At 61.5% G+C, this 17041-nt stretch carries 14 protein-coding genes; 12 read left to right on the top strand and 2 right to left on the bottom strand.

The features are described 5' to 3' along the window. Positions 1-393: 393 nt before the first annotated feature. The 7 genes from asd to accD all read left to right on the top strand — a co-directional run bounded on the left by asd (position 394) and on the right by accD (position 9157). On the top strand, positions 394-1524 hold the full coding sequence (gene asd / locus CLU87_RS04810) for an aspartate-semialdehyde dehydrogenase (RefSeq protein WP_099729717.1): 1131 nt from the start codon (positions 394-396) through the stop codon (positions 1522-1524). A 289-nt stretch (positions 1525-1813) separates the two neighbouring features. Continuing rightward, on the top strand, positions 1814-4426 hold the full coding sequence (locus CLU87_RS04805; RefSeq protein WP_099729716.1) for a FimV/HubP family polar landmark protein: 2613 nt from the start codon (positions 1814-1816) through the stop codon (positions 4424-4426). Further along, positions 4426-5301, top strand: coding sequence for a tRNA pseudouridine(38-40) synthase TruA (gene truA / locus CLU87_RS04800; protein WP_199170794.1), 876 nt, complete (start codon positions 4426-4428; stop codon positions 5299-5301). Before CLU87_RS04805 ends, truA begins: the two co-directional genes overlap by 1 nt. Further along, positions 5298-6098, top strand: coding sequence for a phosphoribosylanthranilate isomerase (locus CLU87_RS04795; RefSeq protein WP_099729714.1), 801 nt, complete (start codon positions 5298-5300; stop codon positions 6096-6098). The genes truA and CLU87_RS04795 overlap by 4 nt, the downstream gene beginning before the upstream one ends. Beyond that, positions 6076-7359 (top strand): tryptophan synthase subunit beta, encoded by a 1284-nt coding sequence (gene trpB / locus CLU87_RS04790; RefSeq protein ID WP_099729713.1) that lies wholly within the window; start codon positions 6076-6078, stop codon positions 7357-7359. The genes CLU87_RS04795 and trpB overlap by 23 nt, the downstream gene beginning before the upstream one ends. Further along, positions 7360-8169: a tryptophan synthase subunit alpha gene (gene trpA, locus CLU87_RS04785; RefSeq protein ID WP_056061439.1), complete on the top strand. Its 810-nt coding sequence runs from the start codon at positions 7360-7362 to the stop codon at positions 8167-8169. It abuts the gene before it with no gap. A 115-nt stretch (positions 8170-8284) separates the two neighbouring features. Next, a complete protein-coding gene (accD, locus tag CLU87_RS04780; RefSeq protein ID WP_015013229.1) occupies positions 8285-9157 on the top strand; it encodes an acetyl-CoA carboxylase, carboxyltransferase subunit beta in 873 nt (290 codons plus the stop codon). A gap of 107 nt (positions 9158-9264) precedes the next feature. Here the strand turns inward: accD and CLU87_RS04775 are convergent, their stop codons facing one another. Continuing rightward, positions 9265-9816, bottom strand: coding sequence for a YggT family protein (locus CLU87_RS04775; RefSeq protein ID WP_056747768.1), 552 nt, complete (start codon positions 9814-9816; stop codon positions 9265-9267). 79 nt (positions 9817-9895) lie between these two features. On the opposite strand from CLU87_RS04775, the gene CLU87_RS04770 reads away from it, so the two are divergent. Continuing rightward, positions 9896-10531 (top strand): LON peptidase substrate-binding domain-containing protein, encoded by a 636-nt coding sequence (locus CLU87_RS04770; RefSeq protein ID WP_099732041.1) that lies wholly within the window; start codon positions 9896-9898, stop codon positions 10529-10531. Positions 10532-10564: 33 nt separating this feature from the next. On the opposite strand, the gene CLU87_RS04765 is transcribed toward CLU87_RS04770, so the two are convergent. After that, positions 10565-12490 (bottom strand): nucleoside-diphosphate sugar epimerase/dehydratase, encoded by a 1926-nt coding sequence (locus CLU87_RS04765; RefSeq protein WP_233193713.1) that lies wholly within the window; start codon positions 12488-12490, stop codon positions 10565-10567. Between the two features lie 2 nt (positions 12491-12492). Here CLU87_RS04765 and pseB point away from each other — a divergent pair, with 2 nt between their 5' ends. The 4 genes from pseB to pseG are packed head-to-tail and all read left to right on the top strand — an operon-like array spanning position 12493 to position 16922. Then, entirely contained in the window at positions 12493-13503 is a 1011-nt protein-coding gene (gene pseB, locus CLU87_RS04760) for a UDP-N-acetylglucosamine 4,6-dehydratase (inverting) (protein WP_099729712.1), read from the top strand. A 7-nt stretch (positions 13504-13510) separates the two neighbouring features. Continuing rightward, on the top strand, positions 13511-14677 hold the full coding sequence (pseC, locus tag CLU87_RS04755; protein WP_099729711.1) for a UDP-4-amino-4,6-dideoxy-N-acetyl-beta-L-altrosamine transaminase: 1167 nt from the start codon (positions 13511-13513) through the stop codon (positions 14675-14677). After that, positions 14674-15378 (top strand): pseudaminic acid cytidylyltransferase, encoded by a 705-nt coding sequence (pseF, locus tag CLU87_RS04750; RefSeq protein ID WP_099729710.1) that lies wholly within the window; start codon positions 14674-14676, stop codon positions 15376-15378. Before pseC ends, pseF begins: the two co-directional genes overlap by 4 nt. Then, positions 15375-16922: a UDP-2,4-diacetamido-2,4,6-trideoxy-beta-L-altropyranose hydrolase gene (gene pseG / locus CLU87_RS04745; RefSeq protein WP_099729709.1), complete on the top strand. Its 1548-nt coding sequence runs from the start codon at positions 15375-15377 to the stop codon at positions 16920-16922. The genes pseF and pseG overlap by 4 nt, the downstream gene beginning before the upstream one ends. Positions 16923-17041 lie beyond the last annotated feature (119 nt).

Here is a 17041-nt window from a genome sequence, read left to right as displayed (position 1 = left end):
GCCGTCCGAGTTGCCCACAGCGGCGGCGCGTGGCATCCGCAAAAGGCGATCCTCTGTGATCGCCTTTTTTATGGGCAGGTACCTACACGCACACCCATCCAGCCCGCCAGGGGCGCCGTCGCCGAGCGGACCATGGCGTTACCGCAACGCTGCAAGCCCCGTGCAAGCCGCGATCCATTACAATCATGCCCATGTTTGCCGCCCGCCCGTTCGACCTGAACACCGCAACTGCCGCCCTGGCAGGCGTGGCTGTGCGCGCAATCACCACCAAAACCACGACCATTATTAAGGGCTGATCCAGCTCCGGTACCGTCGTGCGCCCTCTCCCGGCCAGACGAGCCGGGGCAAACAGTCTGGTCTGGCACTGTTTCTTAATCTGAAAGGGGCGTTGAAATGAGCAAGTTGGTAGGTTTGGTCGGCTGGCGCGGCATGGTCGGCTCGGTGTTGATGGACCGCATGGTCGAGGAAAAAGACTTCGACCTGATTGAGCCATTGTTCTTCTCCACATCCAATGCCGGCGGCAAGGCCCCTGCGCAGGCCAAGAACGAAACCACACTGCAAGACGCCTTCAACATCGACGCCTTGAAGCGCTGCGACATCATCATCACAGCCCAAGGCGGCGACTACACCACCGAAGTCTTCCCCAAGCTGCGCGCCGCAGGCTGGAACGGCCATTGGATCGATGCCGCCTCCACCCTGCGCATGGAAAAAGACGCGGTCATCATCCTGGACCCCGTCAACATGCCCGTCATCCAAGACGCGCTGGCCAACGGCGGCAAGAACTGGGTGGGCGGCAACTGCACCGTGAGCTGCATGCTGATGGGCGTGGGCGCACTGTACAAGGCGGGGCTGGTCGAGTGGATGAGCACCCAGACTTACCAGGCAGCCTCGGGCGGCGGCGCGCAGCACATGCGCGAATTGCTCACCCAATACGGCACGCTGAATGCCGAAGTGAAGGCCCTGCTTGACGACCCCAAGAGCGCCATCCTGGAAATCGACCGCAAGGTCATCGCCAAGCAGCGCGCACTGACCGGCGCCGAAACCGCCAACTTTGGCGTGCCCCTGGGCGGCTCGCTGATCCCCTGGATCGACAAGGACCTGGGCAATGGCCAATCCAAAGAAGAGTGGAAGGGCATGGCCGAGACCAACAAGATCCTCGGGTTGGGCGAGGGCTTCAGCTCTGCGGCCATTCCCGTAGACGGCTTCTGCGTGCGCGTGGGCGCCATGCGCTGCCACAGCCAGGCCCTGACCTTCAAGCTCAAGAAGGACGTGCCCGTGGCCGACCTCGAAGCCATGATCGCCGCCGACAACGAGTGGGTGAAGGTGGTACCCAACACCCGCGAAGCCACCATCAAGGACCTGACACCCGTCGCCGTGACAGGCACCATGACCATCCCCGTGGGCCGCATCCGCAAGCTGGCCATGGGCCCCGAGTATGTCGGCGCCTTCACCATCGGCGACCAGCTCCTCTGGGGCGCCGCCGAGCCACTGCGTCGCATGCTGCGCATCTTGCTCAACGCCTGATCGTCTCACCTCATAAAGCGCGCGCAAGCCCCCTTGCGCGCGCTTTTTTACGCCTGAGACATCGACACACTCGGTTACGCGGCGTTGGCAATTGGCAACATCTGCATGCCCCAATTTGGGGCACCGGGACCCCACTCAAAGCTTCGGAGCCACCTCAGCTTGTCAGTGCAAAACATTGATGCTATGGTGCTTTTTACATATTTTCACGCGCCGGGGCGGGGATCAGACCATGAGAACAAAAGCACCGCTCGTCCGAGCCGCAAAAAATCCTAATCAGTTGTTGGCAAACATGCATCGTTGGAAATTTTCTGTCCTGGCGGCCGCGACCGTGGCTTGCGCTGGTTTCTACACCAGCGACGCGTCTGCGCTGGCACTGGGCCGCATCACCGTGCAGTCTGCCCTGGGCGAGCCGCTGCGCGCTGAAATCGACCTGCCACAGATCACTCCTGCCGAAGCGGACTCGCTGCGTGCCACAACGGCCACGCCTGAGGTCTTCCGTGCCCAGGGCATGGAATACACGCAGACCATGAACAACCTGCAGATTCAACTGCAGCGCCGCGCCGACGGCACCGCCGTGTTGCGCCTGTCAAGCGACCGGCCTGTGAACGAACCGTTCCTGGACTTGGTGCTGGATGCCAACTGGGGCTCAGGCCGCATCGTTCGCAGCTACACCATGCTGTTTGACCCGCCAAGCATGCGCCGCGCAGCGCCTGCCGTCACAGCAGCGCCCCAAATTTCTGCACCGGTGGCGCCCCAGGTCCCTGCGACGCGCCCCGCAGCCACAGCTCGTGCCAGCGAGGCAACCGCCGCTGCACCCGCACCCCGTGCGGCAGCCCCACGCCCTGCCCCCGCAGATGGCGTGACGGTCCAGGCAGGCGATACTGCCGGCCGCATCGCGAACGCGTACAAGCCTGCAGGCGTTTCGCTCGACCAGATGCTGGTCGCCATGATGCGTACCAACCCGGACGCGTTCATTCAGGGCAACGTCAACCGCCTGAGGGCAGGTGCTGTGCTGCAAATGCCCGACCAGGCCGCAGCGCAATCCACTACAGCCCCCGAAGCACGTCAGATTCTGGCCGCACAGGCCCGTGACTTCAACGACTTCCGCCGCAAACTCGCAGGTGCGGCCCCTTCGACCGAAGTGGCAGCTGCCCAGCGCTCCGCTTCTGGCACCGTACAGACGCGCGTAGAAGACAAAAAACCCGCGACTGCAGCGCCCGACAAGCTCACTCTGTCCAAGGGGGCCGTCAAAGGCCAGAAGGCAGCCGAAGAGCAAGTCGCCAAGGACAAACAGGCCAGCGAAGCCGCCACGCGGATGGCAGAGTTGTCCAAGAACATCACCGACCTCAACAAGCTGAGCGCAGCCTCTGCAGCCGCCGGAGGCAGCCCTGCGCCCGCCGCAGCGGGTGCAGCCAGCGCACCTGCGGGGGTGGCCGTGCAGGCCCCAGCCGTCCCGGCAACACCGACCGCGCCGCCGGCGCCCGAAGCCCCGGCATCCGCCCCCGCAGCGGCCGCCAGCACCCCGCCAGACCCCGCAGTGGCAGCAGAAGCGGCTGCCTCGGCACCCGCCACGGAGGCGTCTGCACCCGCACCGGCCCCCAAACCAGCGCCCACACCCAAACCTGCTCCGGCCCCCGTCGAGGAGCCCGGTTTCCTGTCCACCCTCATGGACGACCCGCTGTTGCCTATTGGCGGCGGAATCCTGGTGGCGGGCCTGCTCGGATTTGGCGCTTACCGCCTGGTCCAGCGCCGTCGACAGAACGGTGGGGTGGACAGCTCCTTCCTGGAAAGCCGCATTCAACCCGACTCGTTTTTTGGTGCCAGCGGCGGCCAGCGTGTAGACACGGCCAACAGCGACATGACCACCGGCTCGTCCATGGCCTATTCACCCAGCCAGCTGGACGCCGGCGGTGACGTGGACCCCGTGGCCGAAGCCGACGTTTATCTGGCCTACGGCCGCGATCTCCAGGCCGAAGAAATCCTGAAAGAAGCCGTGCGCCACAACCCGGGCCGCGTCTCAGTGCACGTCAAGCTGGGTGAAATCTACGCCAAGCGCCAGGACCGCAAAGCCCTCGAGGCCGTCGCTGGCGAAGTGTTCAAGCTGACCCAAGGCGAAGGGCCTGACTGGAACCGCATTGCCGAACTCGGGCGTGACCTGGAGCCCGAAAACCGCCTGTACCAACCTGGCGGCCGCCCCGGAATGGCCGAGGATGAATCGCCTTCGGTGCCACCGGGCGGGTTCCCCAGCACCTTCACTGGTGCAGGCAGCCCTGCCGCAGCCCTGCCACCAGACTTGGACCTCGACCTGGATCTGGACCTACCCGATGACGCGTTGACAGACGCCCCTCCTGCTGCAGCCGGTGGTTTTGCTGCGGCCGCTGCGGCTGCTGCGGCCAACAACCGCAGTGAAGCCAGCGAACCACAGACGCTGCGCCCCGAGTTGGATCTGCCCAGCATCCCCGACGAGCCCACGGCCGCGTGGAACAGTCAGGAAACCGCTCCGAGCCCCATGATGGCGCCGCCTCCAGTGGCCAATCTGGACTTCCCCAGCAGCGACGACCTGACCATGGCGCCGTCCGGCCCAATGCCTCTCCATGGCGAGCCCCAAGACTCCGGCCCTATGGAGTTTGATCTGGGCGACCTGTCGCTGGACCTGAACGCCCCCTCCAAGCCCATGGCAGCTCCCGCCGCCAAGGCCCCGACGGCCCCCGCACCGGAATTCACCGACGATGGATCGGCTGCAGCGCAGGACGACCCGCTGGCCACCAAGCTTGCGCTGGCCGAAGAGTTCAACGCCATCGGAGACACCGACGGCGCTCGTACGCTGATTGAAGAGGTGGTGGCAGAGTCCAGCGGCGCCCTCAAGACCCGCGCCCAGCGCATGCTGGCCGAACTGGGCTGATGCCGCTCGGCCCCTCCGCTGATTTAACCCCCAGCACGTCCCCAGGCCGCCCCGTGACCCGGGTGGCGCTGGGTGTCAGCTACAACGGCCAGGCCTACAGTGGCTGGCAGAGCCAGCTTTCTGGCAACACCGTGCAGGACAAACTCGAAGCGGCCCTGGGCCGCTTTGCTACGCATCCGGTCAGCACCCTTTGCGCAGGCCGTACCGATGCGGGTGTGCACGGCCTGATGCAGGTGGTGCACTTTGACACCCCGCTGGACCGGCCCGCAGCGTCCTGGGTCCGGGGTACCAACACCTTCCTGCCCTCCGACATTGCGGTGCAATGGGCTCAGGCGGTCCCAGACCACTTTCATGCGCGTGCCAGCGCCGTGGCCCGGCGCTATGCCTACGTGCTTCTGCAGTCGCCGGTGCGGCCCAGCGTGGATGCCGGGCGGGTGGGCTGGGTGTTTCACCCGTTAGACCATGACGCCATGCGGCAGGCGGCCGACTACCTGATCGGCGAGCATGATTTCACCTCGTTTCGCGCGTCCGCCTGCCAGGCCAAGACCCCGGTCAAGACCTTGCAACGCATCGACATCGTGCGACGGGGGGCGGACACACCGCACCCCGAACTGGGCTGGAGCCCCTGTTACTGGCGTTTTGAATTCGAAGCCAACGCCTTCTTGCACCACATGATCCGCAACATCATGGGCTGCCTGATCACCATCGGCCAGGGCACGCAGCCTCCCGAATGGATGGCCGAAGTGCTGGCAGCCCAGTCCCGCAAGGTGGCTGCGCCGACATTCTCGCCAGACGGGTTGTACTTTCAAGGGCCCGTCTACGACGCCGCCTGGGGGCTACCCCAGCGCACGGCTGCGTATGATTGGCTTCCATGAACCAGGCCACTACACCGACCACAACGGCTCCCGCCGTCAGTCAACGCCTCCACGCCCCTTTCCAGGCGTCTGCCAACGTACGCACCCGCATCAAGATCTGCGGGCTGACCCGCGAGGAAGACGTGGATGCAGCTGTGGCTGCGGGCGCCGATGCGGTGGGTTTTGTGCTCTACGCCCCCAGCCCACGGTCGGTCACCCCCCAGCGGGCCGCGCAGTTGGCACGGCGCCTGCCGCCGTTTGTCACGCCCGTGCTGCTGTTCGTGAACGAATCCACTCCTAATGTGATAGCAGCCAGTGCAATGATTGCTGGCGCTACGGTGCAATTCCATGGTGATGAGACGCCACAGGACTGCATGGCGGCCACCCACCAGGGGGCACGCCCCTACCTGCGAGCCGCCCGAATTCCCCTCGGTGATGGAGCGGCGCAGTTTGACCTCGTAAAATACGCCCACGATTACTCTCACGCCCAAGCCATCCTGCTCGACGCCCATGTCGAAGGGTTTGGCGGCAGCGGCAAGGCATTCAATTGGTCACTCCTTCCACCAAGCGTCAGCTCTCACCTCGTTTTGTCTGGTGGACTCACGCCTGCAAACGTGACCGATGGCATTTTGCAAGTCCGCCCGCGGGGTCTCTCGCTGGCGGTTGATGTCAGTTCCGGCGTCGAAGCCGATGGTCCTGATGGCAAACCCGTCAAGGGCATCAAGGACGCCGTGAAGATCCAACGCTTCGTTGCCGCCGTGCGTGCGGCCGATGCACAACTTGCAAAGAACCCCCATGAATTCCTATCAGCAACCTGATGCTTCCGGCCATTTCGGCCCGTATGGCGGCAGCTTCGTCAGCGAAACGCTGACCCACGCCATCCAGGAACTGCGCGAGGCCTACGCGCGCTACCAGAACGACCCTGAATTTCTGGCTGAATTCCATTACGAACTCAAGCACTTCGTCGGTCGCCCCTCCCCCATCTACCATGCAGCGCGCACCAGCCGCGAGATGGGTGGCGCACAGATCTACCTCAAGCGCGAAGACCTGAACCACACAGGCGCGCACAAGATCAACAACGTGATCGGCCAAGCCATGCTGGCCAAGCGCATGGGCAAGCCCCGCGTGATTGCCGAGACGGGTGCGGGCCAGCACGGCGTGGCCACTGCCACCATCTGCGCGCGCTACGGGCTCGAATGCGTTGTTTACATGGGTGCCGAAGACGTGAAGCGCCAAAGCCCCAACGTGTACCGCATGAAACTGCTGGGCGCCACCGTGGTGCCCGTGGAGTCCGGCAGCAAGACCCTGAAAGACGCCCTGAACGACGCCATGCGCGACTGGGTGGCGAACGTGGACAACACCTTCTACATCATCGGCACGGTGGCGGGCCCGCACCCCTACCCCATGATGGTGCGCGACTTCCAGAGCGTGATCGGCAAGGAATGCATTGAGCAAATGCCCAGCATGCTGGCCGAGCAAAGGGTGCTGGGCGACCAACCCGATGCGGTTATCGCGTGCGTGGGTGGTGGCAGCAATGCCATGGGTATCTTTCACCCTTACATCCCTTTCGAGAAAACGCGCCTCATCGGCGTGGAGGCTGCGGGCGAAGGCCTGGAGTCGGGCAAACACTCGGCATCGCTGCAAAAGGGCAGCGCGGGTGTGCTGCACGGCAACCGCACTTTCATCCTGCAGGATGACAACGGCCAGATCACCGAAACCCATAGCATCAGCGCAGGCCTGGACTACCCCGGCGTGGGCCCGGAGCACGCCTGGTTGCAGGAAATCGGCCGCGCCGAATACGTCGGCATCACCGACCAGGAAGCGCTGGACGCCTTCCACTACCTCTGCCGCACCGAGGGCATCATCCCCGCACTCGAATCCAGTCACGCCGTGGCCTACGCCATGAAGCTGGCCAAAACCATGCGCCCAGACCAGTCGATCCTGGTCAACCTCTCGGGCCGGGGCGACAAGGACATTGGTACTGTGGCCGATCTCAGTGGCGCCGACTTTTACTGCCGACCCAGCTGCCAGGGGCAGTCCGTCAAGGGCGGCGAGCAACCCATCAAGTTGGTGAAATAAATGAGCCGTATCGCATCCACCTTTTCTGCCCTGCAAGCACAGGGCCGCAAGGCGCTGATTCCATATGTGACCGCCGGTTTCCCGTTTGCCGACATCACCCCCGCGCTCATGCACGGCATGGTCGAGGCCGGTGCCGACGTGATCGAGCTGGGCGTGCCCTTTTCCGACCCCATGGCCGATGGCCCGGTGATCCAGAAGGCGGGTGAAAAAGCCCTCAGCCTGGGCATTGGCATGGTGCAGGTGCTCGACCATGTGCGTGAGTTCCGCAAGCGCAACAGCACCACGCCAGTGGTGTTGATGGGCTATGCCAACCCTGTGGAACGCTACGACCAGAAGCACGGCGAAGGTGCGTTTGTGCGCGACTCTGCCGCTGCGGGCGTGGACGGCGTGCTCATCGTGGACTACCCGCCCGAAGAATGCGAAGCCTTTGCCGCCAGCCTGCGCGCGCACAGCATGGACCTGATCTTCCTGCTGGCCCCCACCAGCACGGATGAACGCATGGCCCAGGTGGCGCGTGTGGCCAGCGGCTATGTGTACTACGTATCGCTCAAGGGAGTGACCGGCTCAGGCGCGCTGGACACGGCGGCCGTGGAGCAGATGCTGCCCCGCATCCGCCAGCACGTGACCATCCCGGTGGGTGTGGGCTTCGGCATCCGCGACGCCGCCACCGCCCAGGCCATCGGCAAGGTGGCCGATGCCGTGGTCATCGGCAGCCGCATCATCCAGTTGATTGAAGACCAGGAACACGCCAAGGTGGTGCCCCTGACCATCGACTTCCTGCGCGGCATCCGCAAGGCCCTGGACGCCTAGTCGCATAATGCAGCCCGGCGCATCCTGCGGGGTGCGCCGACAGATTCACACCCGGCCTGCCCCGTAAACGCCCTGGGGCTTTGCAGCAGGTCGCGCCACTGAAGAGGAGAACACCATGTCCTGGCTCGAAAAACTTCTACCCGCCAAAATCCAGCAAACCGACCCCACCGAGCGCCGTCAGGTGCCCGAAGGCCTGTGGATCAAGTGCCCGAGCTGCGAAACGGTGCTCTACAAGGCCGACCTGGAGCACAACCAGAATGTGTGCCCCCACTGCAGCCACCACCACCGCATCGGTGCGCGCGCCCGACTGGACGCATTTCTGGATGCTGAAGGCCGCTACGAAATCGGCCAGGAAGTGCTGCCCGTAGACGCGCTCAAGTTCAAGGACAGCCGCAAGTACCCCGAGCGCCTGAAGGAAGCCCTGGAGAATACCGGCGAGACCGACGCCCTCATCGTGATGGGCGGCGCGGTCAAGAGCATCAACGTCGTCGCCGCCTGCTTCGAGTTCGACTTCATGGGCGGCTCCATGGGCTCCGTGGTGGGCGAGCGATTTGTGCGTGGCGTGGAAACCGCCATCGAGCAAAAGGTACCCTTCATCTGCTTTACCGCCACCGGCGGCGCCCGCATGCAGGAAGGCCTGCTGTCGCTCATGCAGATGGCCAAGACCAACGCAGCGCTGACCCGCTTGGCCAAGAAGGGCCTGCCCTACATCAGTGTGCTGACCGACCCCACCATGGGTGGCGTGAGCGCAGGTTTTGCCTTTGTGGGCGACATCGTGATTGCCGAGCCCAAGGCGCTGATCGGCTTTGCTGGCCCGCGCGTGATCGAATCCACCGTGCGTGTGACCCTGCCCGAGGGCTTCCAGCGTGCAGAGTTCCTGCAAACCAAGGGCGCGGTGGACTTCATCTGCGACCGCCGCGAACTGCGCAACACCGTGGCCAGCAGTTTGGCCATGCTGCAACGACTGCCTGCTGACGCGGTGATGTAAATACCCGGTCCCCGAAAAGGGGACTGAGTGAGGCCTCACCACGCCGTCGCTATATTTTCAATAGCAAACAGAGCATATTTGGCTAGCGCATCGGGCCTTTGGGATGCTTAACGCATCACACTGGCCTGCAAATGACCCAGAACAATCATCACAACCTGCAGCACCACCAGCGCCACCAATGGCGACAGGTCGAAGCCGCCCACCAGCGGAATGACGCGCCGAAAAGGACGCAACACAGGTTCACACAGGCGCGCGATCACATCCGCCAGCGGTGAACGGCCACCCTGTACCCAGGACAGGACGGCATAGACAATCAGCAGGCCGATCAGCCCCGAGACCGCCACGCGCAGCAGCCCGAACAAGGCCAACCAGGGCAACCACGCCCATGCCGATCCCGCACCGAGCAGCAACGTCAACAACGCGTACTGCACCAGCTGCACCAGCATCGCAGCCACCAGACTGGACACATCCCAACGCCCCGCAGGGGGGATCACCCGTCGCAGCGGCATGATCAGCCAATCGGTCAACGCAAACACCAACCCACCGACCGGGTTGGAGAACGGCACCCGCTGCCACTGCATGTACAGCCGCAAAAGGCAGGCTCCGGTTAGCAAGCCGCCAACAACATCGAGCAGGAAAGAGGCGATCTGATAGAGCATGGATGAGACAAAAACAGTGGTGTGCAGCAAAAGCCGAAGGTGTCATGGGATGATAGCGGGCGAAGGCATCCACGCGCCCATGACCCCACCCCTCACCTTGTCGTCCCTGCCGCTTTTCCCCCTGGGCTCTGTCTTGTTCCCGGACGGAGTGCTGGCTCTGAGGGTGTTTGAGGTGCGCTACCTGGACATGGTGCGCAAGTGCCACCGGACAGGCGCCCCCTTCGGGGTGGTTGCACTCACCCAAGGCCAGGAAGTGCGCCAAGCCGGAGCGCCAGAAGAACGCTTCAACGACATCGGTACCTTGGCCATCATCGAGCAATTGGAGACACCCCAGCCCGGATTGGTCACCCTGTTGTGCAGAGGTAGCCAGCGTTTTCGCATCACTCAACGCCATCACCTGCAGCACGGCCTTTGGATTGCTGACGTCGATCACGTCGAACAGGATCTGACAGTGCCGGTTCCAGACGATCTCAAAAAGGCGTCAACTGCATTGGCGCAGGTCTTGCGCACGCTGCAGGTACGCGACCCAGACATGCCCCACTTGGTCACCCCCACTGCAGCACAACTGAACGATTGCGGCTGGGTGGCAAACCGATGGTGCGAACTGCTGCCGGTGCCACTGGAGCTGAAACAGCGGCTGATGGAGCTGGACAACCCCCTGGTCCGCCTGGAACTGGTGGGGGATGTGCTGGAGCGGACGGGGATCGCGCAGTAGCGCGAAGCGCAAGAGACGAATGCCCATCCTGAATCAACGTACTAAGTATTCTGGAACCAAGCTCTGTAACCAAACGCGTAGCGATGACGCTGCTGGATCACTCCCTAAACTCTCGATTTCTTTGTGGACGTCGTCTGGATTCAGATGACCCGGTACGTTAGTTTTTGCTATGTGCAATTTGGGGTGTGGAGTGGGAAGAGTTGTTTCCCCATTCGCCAAAAGTTCTTCGTAGAGCTTCTCACCTGGTCTGAGCCCAGTAAAAACTACAGGGACTTCCTGCTCATTCTTGCCAGATAAACGTATCAAAATCTTCGCTAAATCAAGAATTTTGACAGGCTCACCCATATCCAACACAAAAATCTGCCCCGAACGTCCCATTAAACCAGCCTGCAAAACCAGTTGGGCTGCTTCAGGAATTGTCATGAAATACCGGACGATGTCCGGATGCGTGACTGTCACAGGGCCGCCACGAGCGATCTGCGCAGAGAACAAAGGAACTACCGAGCCGCTGGAGCCCAACACGTTTCCAAAGCGTACTGCCATAAAGCGTGTGCCGTCGTACTCAGCAGCCACCGACTGCATAACCAATTCAGCCAATCTCTTGCTAGCACCCATGACATTTGTCGGATTGACCGCTTTGTCAGTGGATATCAGCACAAAGCGGGCAGCTCCGACAGCGCCAGCGACGCGGGCGGCATTCAGTGTTCCCAACACATTGGTACGCAGTGCTTCGATTTCATTCAAAGACTCCATGAGTGGCACGTGCTTATACGCCGCAGCGTGGAACACTACCGCCGGCCGGTGAAGACCTGCTATCGCTAGCAGCCGCTCGGCCTCACGCACATTAGCGGTGTAATACAGGCCCTGCATCTGTGGGTGCGCTGCGCGTAGCTCCTGCTCTAGCTGGTAGATCGCGTATTCCGACAAATCCACACAGACCAACCGCGCCACGCCAAAGCGCGCAATCTGACGACAAAGCTCGGCCCCAATGGAACCACCAGCGCCGGTCACAAGGACAGTTTGACCAGACAATAAATCCGACAAACCCTGCACATCAAGTTGCACAGGATCTCGCCCCAGAAGATCATCCAATTCAATATGCCGAGGGCCTACGACCTCTTCACGCAACCAAGCATCGGGGCGCGGCAGCGTTAGCAACTCAAGGCCTGCCTGCGGCGCTTGCAGTAGCACTGCACGCCGCTGTGCCGACCCTGGCGGGCTTGCGATCAGCGCAGTCGAGGCACCGACCGCCCTGGAAATGTCATTCAACGCATCCAAGCCACCGAGTACTCGTATGTTCTGCAGAGACAGCCCTCTCTCAGAGGCGATGGGCGAAATAATGCCTATTGGACGCCACTGCCTTGCCCCTTTCAGTGCACGCAGCGCCGTTGATACGTCGCTCAAAGAGCCAACAATGAGAAGTGGCTGCCCCACCCTATCCACGCTTTGCAGTTCGAACAAGGTGCGCCAGACTGCCCGCACAGCAGAGAGCTGTATCACGACAATCAGGGGGTGTAGCAACAAGACTGACCGCGGAAAATTTTCAATCCGCAGCATTAACACCACCACCGCGGTAAAAACAGCGCCGGCAAAAATCGCAAGAACCATGCGCCGCAACTCGGGCAACCCGATGTAGCGCCAGACTTGGCGGTAGACACCCAACCACAACAATCCAGCCGCATACCCAAACACGGCATACACGGCGCTCCCCCATGCCATGGCAACAAACTCATCGGGAACGTCAAGATTGAAGCGCAACCAAAAAGCGCCGCCCCAAGCGATGAGTACAAGAGCCAAGTCCAGAGCCAAAAGCGCAGGCAAGGCGGATGGCAGCGAAGGTCGATTCACAAAATTTGTTGAAGTAAGAAGGTCCGGTATCTTGAAGTCTGAGGTGCCAAAAGCGACCGCAAGTTTCGACGGCTGTGGCTGATAATAACAACGCGCTTCTTGCCCTTTCACACATGCTCAACAACAAGTCCATTCTTATCACCGGCGGAACAGGCTCTTTTGGCAAAGCCTTCGTCAATACCGTATTGACGCGTTACCCGGACATCAGACGTCTCGTGGTGTATTCGCGCGACGAACTGAAACAGTTTGAGATGGCGCAGGTTTTTTCAACAAGTCGGCACCCAGGGCTGCGCTATTTCATTGGCGACATTCGTGACGAGGCCCGTTTGCGGCGCGCACTGGAAGGCATTGACATCGTGGTGCACGCCGCTGCCCTCAAGCAGGTGCCTGCAGCCGAATACAACCCATTCGAGTGCATAAAAACCAACGTACTCGGTGCCCAGAACCTGATTGAGGCTTGCTTGGACAATGGCGTTCAGCGCGTCGTTGCACTGTCCACTGACAAGGCCGCAGCACCGATCAACTTGTATGGAGCAACCAAACTGTGCTCAGACAAGCTGTTCGTAGCCGCCAACAACATACGGGGTGATCGCGATGTCCGATTCAGCGTGGTCCGATATGGCAATGTGATGGGCAGCAGAGGCTCAGTAATCCCCTTTTTTCTCGAAAAGCGCAAAACAGGCATTTTGCCAATCACCGACCCACGGATGACGCGGTTCAACATCTCACTCGAAGAAGGGGTGGAGATGGTGCTATGGGCCATAGAAAGCGCCTGGGGTGGCGAAATTTTGGTGCCCAAAATTCCTTCTTATCGCATCACTGACGTTGCCCAGGCCATCGCTCCAGACTGCCGTCAAGAAATCGTTGGTATACGGCCAGGCGAGAAAATCCACGAAGAAATGGTTACTGCGAGCGACAGCTTCAACACCGTTGATTTGGGCAATTACTATGCAGTGCTGCCGGTGGCGGGCGCCTTTACACAGGACGAATACTGTCGTGGTCGCGCAGCGACCCCAGTGGTACCTGGCTTTGCGTATGACAGTGGCACCAATCCCGACTTCCTCAGCGTTGCGCAATTGCGCGAATTGATTGGCAAGCATATGGATAAACCGACCAACCTGTAGACAGCTCATGAAACTCATCCCATACAGCTGTCAGCAGATAACTGATGAAGATATCGACGCCGTCGTGCTGGCACTTCGATCCGAATACCTTACCCAGGGCCCTATAGGCCCCGCGTTCGAAGCAGCGTTCGCCAAGCGCCACCAGGTGGAAAACGCTGTGGCCGTATCCAACGCTACCGCCGGCCTGCATATTGCCTGCCTGGCTCTGGGTGTGGGCGCCGATTCACGCGTATGGACCAGCCCAAACACCTTTCTGGCATCGGCTAATTGCGCGCTTTACTGCGGTGCTTCGGTCGACTTTGTAGACATCGACCCGACCACCCGCAACATGAGCATTGGAGCCCTGGCGACAAAGCTCGAACTGGCAGCCGACTCTGGCACGCTGCCCTCCGTCGTCATTCCTGTCGACTTTGCGGGCCTGCCGGCTGACCTGAAAGAGATCCGCGCGTTGGCGGACAAATATGGTTTTCGCATCCTGCAGGATGCCTCTCACGCTGCGGGCGCCAGCTATCTTGGCACGCCTGTCGGCAGCAAGTACGCTGACGCCAGCGTGTTCAGCTTCCATGCGGTCAAAATCTTAACCACCGCAGAAGGGGGCATGGTCACCACGAACGATGGGGCCCTGGCACGCAAGCTGCATCTGCTGCGGGCCCATGGCATGACCCGTGAAACAACAGAAATGGAGCATGCGCCAGAAGGACCGTGGTACTACGAGCAACAGGCCTTGGGCTTCAACTACCGCCTCACAGAGTTGCAGGCAGCGCTGGGCTTATCGCAACTGCAGCGGATGGAAAGCCTGCAACAACAGCGCGTTGTGATGGCGGATCGCTATGACCAGTTGCTGGAAGATCTACCGCTGCGCCTGCCGATTCGCCAGTGCGACCGCGTTTCATCTTGGCATCTCTATGCCATCGAGATCGATGCCGGCCGGACCCCGGTGCAACGAGCCCATGTATTCCGCCAAATGCGCGAGGCCAAAATTGGCGTGAACGTACATTACATTCCGGTGCATCTGCAACCCTACTATCAGCGCCTTGGGTTCAAACTAGGCGACTTCCCTGCGGCAGAGCACTACTACCGCCAAGCCATCAGCCTGCCACTCTTCCCCGCCATGACCAAACCACAGCAAGACCGCGTGGTGGGCGTCCTACGCCAAGCCTTGGTGGCCGCATGAAACTTGCCGTCATTCCCGCACGCGGTGGCAGCAAACGCATCCCGCGCAAGAACATCAAGCTGTTCGCAGGCAAGCCCTTGATCGCGTATGCGATCGAGACTGCGCTGCACAGTGGCATCTTCAATAGTGTCATCGTCTCCACCGATGATGAGGAAATCGCACAGACATCTCTCCAGTTGGGCGCTCAGGTGCCCTTCATACGCCCTGCCAAACTGGCCGATGACCACTCGCCGACCGTACCGGTAGTGGCTCACGCTATCAGTCAGATGCACGCCGCTGGCTTTGCACCAGAGCTGGTCTGCTGCATCTACCCGGGCTGCCCCTTGCTGGATCCCTGCGACCTGCACGACGGTTTGGCGTTGCTGGAAAGCGGGTGCAGCGCCTATGCATTTCCTGTACTGCCATTTCCCGCACCGATACAGCGTGCCCTGCGTCGGCGCACCGATGGCACGACAGAACCATTCGATTCGAAGCACACCCAGACCCGCTCGCAAGACCTGGAACCAGCGTTTTACGACGCCGGCCAGTTCTACTGGGGCCGTGTCAGTGCCTGGCAGGAAGGTTTGGACATCCATCGCAATGGCCGCACCCTGATCGTGCCCGAATGGCGAGCCGTCGACATTGACACGCCGGACGACTGGTTGCGTGCCGAAACATTGTTCCAAGCCCGGCAATACCGGGCTGCGAATGCACTACCGTGAAAAATATCGCGCTGCGGGCTGATGCTTCAGTCCGGACCGGCACCGGCCATCTGCGTCGTTGCCTCTCTCTGGCCCATGCCCTGATGGCCTGCGGTGCCCATCCATACTTCATCTCCCGCCGACTTGATGGCACGGCCGCCACCATCTTGCGTGACACGCCCTTTCCGGTCCTATGGCTACCAGAAGCGGTGATCGATGAACCAATCGAGGGCGAAGCGCCCAGCGCTCAACAAAAACTCGACGCATCCCAGACCATTGCAGTATGTGGGCCGTTGTCACCCGCCTGGGTGCTCGTAGATCATTACAGCCTATCATCTCATTGGCACCGTGACGTTGCACAAGCACTTAAGTGCCGCATTGCAGTGATTGACGATCTGGCCGATCGTTCGCTGGCATGCGACGTGCTCGTTGACCCCAATTGGCACGCCAATCATCAGGCCAAATACCAAGCCCGACTTGAGGCACCTGCCACTTTACTCGGAGGGCCACGCTATGCCCTGCTTGATGACCATTACCGCCAAGGTCCGAAATATCGCTTCAACCCAAAGGTGCGCAGCATCGGCATCTTCTTGGGCGGCACCGATCCAGCAGAGCTTTCGGCCATGGCGGCCCGCAGCTGTCGCCGTGCCGGGTTCGATGGGCCACTGGAAATCGCCACCACATCTGCCAACCCGCGACTTCCGAAACTGATGGCCGAACTCGCACATGACCGCGCCTTGCACATTACGATCGATCAACCCGACCTGAGTGCATTCTTTGCGCGCCATGACCTGCACATCGGGGCCGGCGGTGGCGCTACCTGGGAGCGCTGCTGCGTGGGCAGTGCCACCATTGCCTTGATCGTGGCCAACAATCAGCGCACCGTCGTCCCCGCTCTGGCCGAATTGGGCGCGCTGCGTTGGGTGCAGGCGCAGAGCGGAACGCTGGAGCAAGCCTTGAGCGACGAAGTGCACAACTTACTCCATTCACCGGAACAACGGCAGGCCCTGTGCGAAGCAGGACGGGGCCTGGTTGATGGCTGGGGAATCCACCGGGTAGCCGCCTGGCTTCTGGCACGCCAACTGACACTGACCGCCCGTCTGGCCGAGCCAGACGACGAGGCGCTGCTACTGTCCTGGTCCAACGACCCCACCGTGCGCGCCCAGTCTTTCTCCAGCGATTCGATCGCCGACGCCGACCATCACCGCTGGTTCACGGACAAGCTGGCCGACTCCGAGGGATCGCGCATCGTCATCATGCACACCCCAAGCGGGCTGCCACTGGGCCAAGTGCGTTTTGATCGCCTGGATACGAAACGCTGGCGCATTAATTACGCCATGGATGCAGGCATGCGCGGTGCAGGCCTTGGCCGTGCCCTGCTCCACGTTGCGGTCGGCACCCTGGTTCGCCAGTTCACAACCGCAATAGAATTAATCGGCGAAGTAAAGTCAGGCAACACAGCTTCGTGTCGGGTATTTGAAGGTCTGGGGTTCGAACTCCTTACAGACGCCCCTCCCCACTCCAACGCCCGAACCTACCGCAAGACCTGGCATCCTGCGGAGTAAATGGGATTTCCAGATGGACAACCAAGAGTAACGCAAGGCTTCTCACAGACCACGGAGGCATAATGGGCTGCGGTTTACTCATCACGCTTGCTGCTTTGGTCAAATGCCGTTCAGTTCCA

Source organism: Acidovorax sp. 59 (assembly GCF_002754175.1).
Lineage (GTDB): Bacteria > Pseudomonadota > Gammaproteobacteria > Burkholderiales > Burkholderiaceae_C > Acidovorax > Acidovorax delafieldii.
Note: the sequence above shows the minus strand (reverse complement) of the source record. Positions and strands in the feature narration are given on the sequence as shown.

Bases quoted from the DNA above. Each gene is read 5' to 3' on its own strand.
- asd (WP_099729717.1), top strand. From the start codon at position 394: ATGAGCAAGTTGGTAGGTTTGGTCGGCTGGCGCGGCATGGTCGGCTCG.
- pseC (WP_099729711.1), top strand. From the start codon at position 13,511: ATGAAACTCATCCCATACAGCTGTCAGCAGATAACTGATGAAGATATC.
- pseF (WP_099729710.1), top strand. From the start codon at position 14,674: ATGAAACTTGCCGTCATTCCCGCACGCGGTGGCAGCAAACGCATCCCG.
- accD (WP_015013229.1), top strand. From the start codon at position 8,285: ATGTCCTGGCTCGAAAAACTTCTACCCGCCAAAATCCAGCAAACCGAC.
- trpB (WP_099729713.1), top strand. From the start codon at position 6,076: ATGAATTCCTATCAGCAACCTGATGCTTCCGGCCATTTCGGCCCGTAT.
- CLU87_RS04775 (WP_056747768.1), bottom strand. From the start codon at position 9,816: ATGCTCTATCAGATCGCCTCTTTCCTGCTCGATGTTGTTGGCGGCTTG.
- truA (WP_199170794.1), top strand. From the start codon at position 4,426: ATGCCGCTCGGCCCCTCCGCTGATTTAACCCCCAGCACGTCCCCAGGC.
- CLU87_RS04805 (WP_099729716.1), top strand. From the start codon at position 1,814: ATGCATCGTTGGAAATTTTCTGTCCTGGCGGCCGCGACCGTGGCTTGC.
- trpA (WP_056061439.1), top strand. From the start codon at position 7,360: ATGAGCCGTATCGCATCCACCTTTTCTGCCCTGCAAGCACAGGGCCGC.
- CLU87_RS04770 (WP_099732041.1), top strand. From the start codon at position 9,896: ATGACCCCACCCCTCACCTTGTCGTCCCTGCCGCTTTTCCCCCTGGGC.
- pseB (WP_099729712.1), top strand. From the start codon at position 12,493: ATGCTCAACAACAAGTCCATTCTTATCACCGGCGGAACAGGCTCTTTT.
- CLU87_RS04795 (WP_099729714.1), top strand. From the start codon at position 5,298: ATGAACCAGGCCACTACACCGACCACAACGGCTCCCGCCGTCAGTCAA.